This is a genomic window from Sphingobacterium sp. T2 (genome assembly GCF_000814685.1).
GTDB classification, from domain to species: domain Bacteria; phylum Bacteroidota; class Bacteroidia; order Sphingobacteriales; family Sphingobacteriaceae; genus Sphingobacterium; species Sphingobacterium thermophilum.
Map to the genome: position 1 here is coordinate 1 of NZ_JXAC01000290.1, position 5,268 is coordinate 5,268.

Consider the following 5,268-nt stretch of genomic DNA (forward strand, 5'->3'; position numbering starts at 1 on the left):
TAAATGTCAATTGTAAGTAAGACTTACAATTAAGTAGTGATGATACAAAAAGAGATTAAAGAACATAAGGTTAGAGCCTAATATCGGCAGTGGATCACCTCTTCCCATTCCGAACAGAGAAGTTAAGCCCGCCAGAGCCGATGGTACTGCCGTAACAGGTGGGAGAGTAGGTCGGTGCCTACCCTTATTAAACAAAGAAAAGCCTTATCCATATCGATAAGGCTTTTTTGTTTTACAACACTTCCTAGATATATCCCATTATTTCCCTGCTTAACATATTGGGATTGTGCTTTTCTAACCTAAGAATTTAAACCTCCTTTATTTATCTTACTAAACATATGATCTTGAATTTATCTCTATTTGAGATCGTGAAAGATTTTTTCCTAATTCAAACATTTCCGTTTAGCTTTAAACTATAATACACAGGAAATCAGAATCTATTAAATAGCTGAGCGTTGTCTGTCTTAGAGAGATAGTGCATTGAGGGGCTCCTTGAATAGCGTATTCGTTTATAGGTGATTTTTTAGTTGTTAATATGCAATTTTATTGGATTGCTACTGAAAGGTATGGCAGGAATTTGTAAGTGAGGGGTAGTTAGGATAAGCAAGGCAGTACTTAACTTATTAACTATATCACGATAGGGCAGGGAGACTTATTGCATCGCACTGAACGTTTTATAAAGTGTCAACGAAGTAGCAAAAATTAAAGCGGATGTCTCCGGCAAGAGTTATTCCTTATGTTGTACTCTAAAACCATTGAAGAGAAGAATACGGAGAGTTAAGAACGATGTTAATAAAAAAGGGAACAGTAGACTGTTCCCTTTTTCTTGTTTATGTGTTAGAGATTATTTCTTGGCTAGAAGATTGACAAAATCTTTCACAATATTTAAACTTTCATCGAGGATAAAGTCGAACTCAACTTTTGGTTGAGGTTCGCCTTCTTTCCAAAGAGGCATATTGTGTAGTTCTAACAATCTGTTGATACGGTTTCTATTTTTTGTTTTGTTATCTTCTCTTTCCTTTTTGAGCTGAGCTTCGCTAAGGCTTATTTCCGTAACCTCATTTTGCATTTTTTGGAATTCAGCGATATCTTCCAACAGGAATTTATATTCATCAGAATTTTTCATTCTAGCATCATGAAGTTCTTTCAGTTTGTTTTTGATGCTTGTTAGATCAGCGATCTTGCTGTAGTTTGTGGATTTGATTTGATCCCACGGTAGAGCCGCTGGTTCGGAGCTTTCTCCGTATTTATCGGCTGTAAACTGAGTAGGAAATTCTATGTCGGGATGTACACCTTTGTGTTGGGTGCTGCTTCCGTTTATTCTATAGAATTTGGCTATTGTCACGTTGATCTGTCCGAATTCGGGAGCGCCTACAGGGGTATCCTGGTCTTTTGTTGCTCCTGCGGCGCGTATTTTCAACTTGTCTGTAGGGCTGATAAAGCGGCCCATATCTACGGCAGACTGTACGGTTCCTTTGCCGTAGGAAGGAGATCCTAAGATTATGCCTCTACCATAGTCTTGGATTGCTCCGGCGAAGATTTCCGATGCTGATGCCGTAGAAACGGTTTATTAACACTGCAAAAGGACCAGACCATTTCACGCTATTATCGCGGTCTTCATGCACTTCTACGTCATTGCGGACGCCTCGCACCTGCACTACCGGTCCTTTTTCGATAAAGAGTCCAGTAAGTTCTATAGCTTCTTGGAGAGAGCCGCCGCCGTTGTTGCGTAAGTCTAATACTACAGCATCCACTTTTTCTTGGTTCAAAGTGTCCAAAATGCGGCTTACATCGCGTGTGGTACTCTTATAGTTAGGGTCTCCTCTTCTGTAACCTTCGAAGTCTATATAGAATTTAGGCAGTGTGATGACGCCGATACGATATTGTTTTGCCGTCCGTTCCCTTTTACGGTTTTAATGGTTTTCTTCGCTGATTCTTCTTCGATGATAATTTTTTCACGTGTAAGTTTTACGATTACGGGCTGTGCCGAGATGTCCTGTCCTGCAGGGAGGATTTTAAGACGTACTACCGTACCTTTAGGGCCTTTAATTTTTGCTTACGGCAGCATCGAGGCGCCATCCTATGATATCTTCAAACTCGCCATCGCCTTGCGCTACTGCGATAATACGGTCGTCGATTTTCAGGGTTTTATCTTTGTAGGCAGGACCTCCGGCGATGATTTCTTTGATGGTCACCATGTCGTTCTCCAGCTGCAGACGGGCTCCTATGCCTTCCAATGTGTTGGACATATCTTCATTGAAGCGCTGTGCAAAGGCCGGATTATAATAGGTTGTATGAGGGTCTATGGCATCTGTATATGCCGCCATGATATATTGGAAAGCATCGTTGGAGTTGGTCTTTTTGACCTGCGACAGCAGGTTGCTGTAGCGTTTCTTCAACGTTTCCTTATGTTTGGCGCTCTCATCTTTTCCTTCGGCGGAGGTAAGTTTCAGACTTAACAGGTCGAATTTGATGCGTTTACGCCAGTGGTCTTTGAGCTCTTGGTCCGACTTGAACCAGTCCAGCTTATCTCTGAAGCTTACGTATTTCTCTTCTTTAGAAAAGTCGTGGGCAGCGTCAATTTGCTTTAAAGCATATTCTAGGCATTCTATCGCTCTCTGATTGAATTTGTTGAAAATATAGAAAGCGCTAGACAGATCCCCTTTGGCCATATCTTGACTGATGTTGTTGCGGAACTGCGACATGTCGTCGATATCGGCCTGCGTAAAATAGTATTTCCCTTCATCTAATGACTTTATCAGATTGTCGAAAACAATTTGGGAGATGGAGTCGCTAGGAGCGACCTTCTTGTAACTGTAGTTTTGAAGTATGCTCACAACATCCTTCGCGATCACTTCATGTTGTTTCGACGGCTTGAGCGTAGAGGTATCTTCATCCAAGAGAACTCTTGGTTTGGAGCCACATGCCAACACCGTAATGAAAGTTAGTAAAACAAATAAATTTTTAAACATATTGATTGTGTTGTTAAGAAACATTCTTATATAGACCTCTTATTTTAATAAGCAGCTAAAAATAAGTAAAAATTATTCATAAATCATTATTTACAAGATATCAAATCTGGGTATTTTTTCCATCAGGATAATGTAACAATGTTAGCGGAAAAGGGCTGTGCGCAGTTTTTTGTACTCTGTGTACAGCGACTTGGCCTCCTCGTACTGACCCAAAGCTACTTTTGTGCGACCTAATTCCTCTACGATGGCTATTTTCAGATAGTTGTCTTGTAGTTCTTCCGTGAGTTGCAAGGCTACGGACAGCTCTTTTTCGGCCACGGCGTAGTTTTTTTGCATGGATTTAGAATATCCGAGAAGATAATTTATGACGGCTAAGAGTTCTGCGCTTTTCAGTGTTGTAGCTTCTGTTTTTGCCTGTAGCAAAAACCACTGAGCCTCTGTATGTTTGTTCTGTAAGTGATAAATGTTAGCCAGAGTAATCCAAGCTTGTATTTTACCTTTTTTGTCTTTGGTCTTATTGTATATAGGAAACACCTGTCGGATTATGGTATTTTCTGCCAGCGTATAAGCCTGTTTGTGTGCAGAGATGAGAGCTTCACGTGTTAGATGTTCGGCCTTTCTGTTATTGTCATTTTGAGAAGAGTAATAAGCGATAAGTTCGTTTTCCAAGGCTGATGCTTGCTCCAAAGCATCTTGCATGAGCAGTACGGCAGCTTTATTAGAGCGGATTAGCAGGCGGTCGGAGGTGTGGTTACTCAACCAGCTATATCGGTCTGCCGAGTCCAGAAGGCGGGCAGCACTATCCAATTCTTTGGCGGCCAAAGCTTTATTTGCCAAGAGATTATAGAGGGCATAGAGAGCACCGTGGTCATGCAGCGTTTTTCTTTCCTCTATGAGTTTTGCGGGTGCAGCCAGTGCTGCTTCGGCCTCTATAAGTTGGTGGTTAGATGTAAGATGAAATCCTTTTAGAAGGGCAGAAAACATAAGTCCCCGATTTATGGTGTCTTTGAAGGCCGCAATTTCGGTATAGGTATCTTTCATTTCTTCTTCCAAGGAGCGGGGCAAAGGCAGAATATATACTTTGGGTCCTATACCATTGAATTGCGGATCGTATTTGTTGACGAAGCCGTAAGGGTCCATGGTTTGCTGCCCGAAAAGATTCGCTGTTATTAAGAATATGTAAAAAAATGTTAAAATAAATTTCATTATATTATAAATATTTCATCAAATGTATAAAAAGAACTCAACTTTTGAGCCAAATCATTTGTGTAACTTTGTAACAACTTTAGAAGGATAAATTTATGGCCACACGGATACCATTAGCGGAAAGGTTGCGTCCACGCACGATCAAGGAATATGTGGGTCAGCGTCATTTGCTGGGCGAGGGAGCGGTGCTGTATAATGCCATACAGCGCAAGAATGTTCCTTCGATGATATTGTGGGGACCGCCGGGGGTGGGTAAGACGAGCTTAGCCTATCTTATCGCGAAGGAGTTGGGCCGTCCTTTTTTCAGTCTGAGTGCTATCAAGTCAGGAGTCAAGGAGGTTCGCGAGGTTATAGATAAGGCTGAACAGCTGCAACAGTTCAATGGGGAGCAGCCTATACTTTTTATTGACGAGATCCACCGCTTTTCAAAAAGCCAGCAGGACTCGTTGCTAGGAGCGGTAGAGCGGGGATTAGTGACACTCATCGGTGCTACTACAGAAAATCCTTCTTTTGAGGTTATCTCGGCTTTGCTCAGCCGTTGTCAGGTATATGTGCTTGAGACGTTGGACAAGGATGACCTTATAGGCTTGATAAATCGGGCTATCCGTGAGGACGACTTTCTCAAGAATGATAATATAGACATCAAGGAATACGATGCGTTGTTACGCATCTCGGGAGGTGATGCGCGTAAGCTGTTGAATGTGTTGGAGCTGGTGGTGGATGCTGCTGTCCCTTACAATATAGCCATTACTAACGACTTTGTGCTGCGTCAGGTACAGCAGAATATGGCGCGCTATGACAAGACGGGCGAGCAGCATTACGACATTGTTTCGGCCTTCATCAAATCTATCCGTGGGTCGGACCCCAATGCCGCAGTATATTGGCTTGCCCGCATGATTGAGGGGGGGGAGGATCCTTCTTTTATAGCGCGAAGGCTTCTCATTCTGGCTTCAGAAGATATAGGCAATGCGAATCCCAACGCTTTGCTGTTGGCCAACACCTGCTTTCAGCCCGTCAACGTCATTGGCTGGCCCGAATCCAGAATCTATTTTGTCGCAGACGGTAACCTACTTTATGCCCATCTTCTGMC

The 5,268-nt window shown here is 42.5% G+C and carries 4 protein-coding genes, 1 rRNA gene and 1 pseudogene; 2 read left to right on the forward strand and 4 right to left on the reverse strand.

What is annotated here, in order from left to right; all coding sequences use genetic code 11:
• Positions 1–70: 70 nt before the first annotated feature.
• Positions 71–183 (forward strand): 5S ribosomal RNA (rrf, locus tag SD31_RS14190).
• 661 nt (positions 184–844) lie between these two features.
• Here the strand turns inward: rrf and SD31_RS19610 are convergent.
• From SD31_RS19610 to SD31_RS14200, 4 genes are all read right to left on the reverse strand, one after another.
• A complete protein-coding gene (locus tag SD31_RS19610) occupies positions 845–1,540 on the reverse strand; it encodes a carboxy terminal-processing peptidase (protein ID WP_316929895.1) in 696 nt (231 codons plus the stop codon).
• Positions 1,509–1,877, reverse strand: a complete 369-nt coding sequence (locus tag SD31_RS19615; RefSeq protein WP_316929896.1) for a S41 family peptidase — start codon at positions 1,875–1,877, stop codon at positions 1,509–1,511. The genes SD31_RS19610 and SD31_RS19615 overlap by 32 nt, the downstream gene beginning before the upstream one ends.
• 168 nt (positions 1,878–2,045) lie before the next feature.
• Positions 2,046–2,972 (reverse strand): PDZ domain-containing protein, encoded by a 927-nt coding sequence (locus SD31_RS19620; protein ID WP_231561700.1) that lies wholly within the window; start codon positions 2,970–2,972, stop codon positions 2,046–2,048.
• A gap of 141 nt (positions 2,973–3,113) precedes the next feature.
• A complete protein-coding gene (locus SD31_RS14200) occupies positions 3,114–4,112 on the reverse strand; it encodes a hypothetical protein (RefSeq protein ID WP_156138389.1) in 999 nt (332 codons plus the stop codon).
• A gap of 161 nt (positions 4,113–4,273) precedes the next feature.
• Between SD31_RS14200 and SD31_RS14205 the strand changes: the two are divergent.
• Positions 4,274–5,268: pseudogene (locus SD31_RS14205) on the forward strand (replication-associated recombination protein A); the annotation flags it as partial.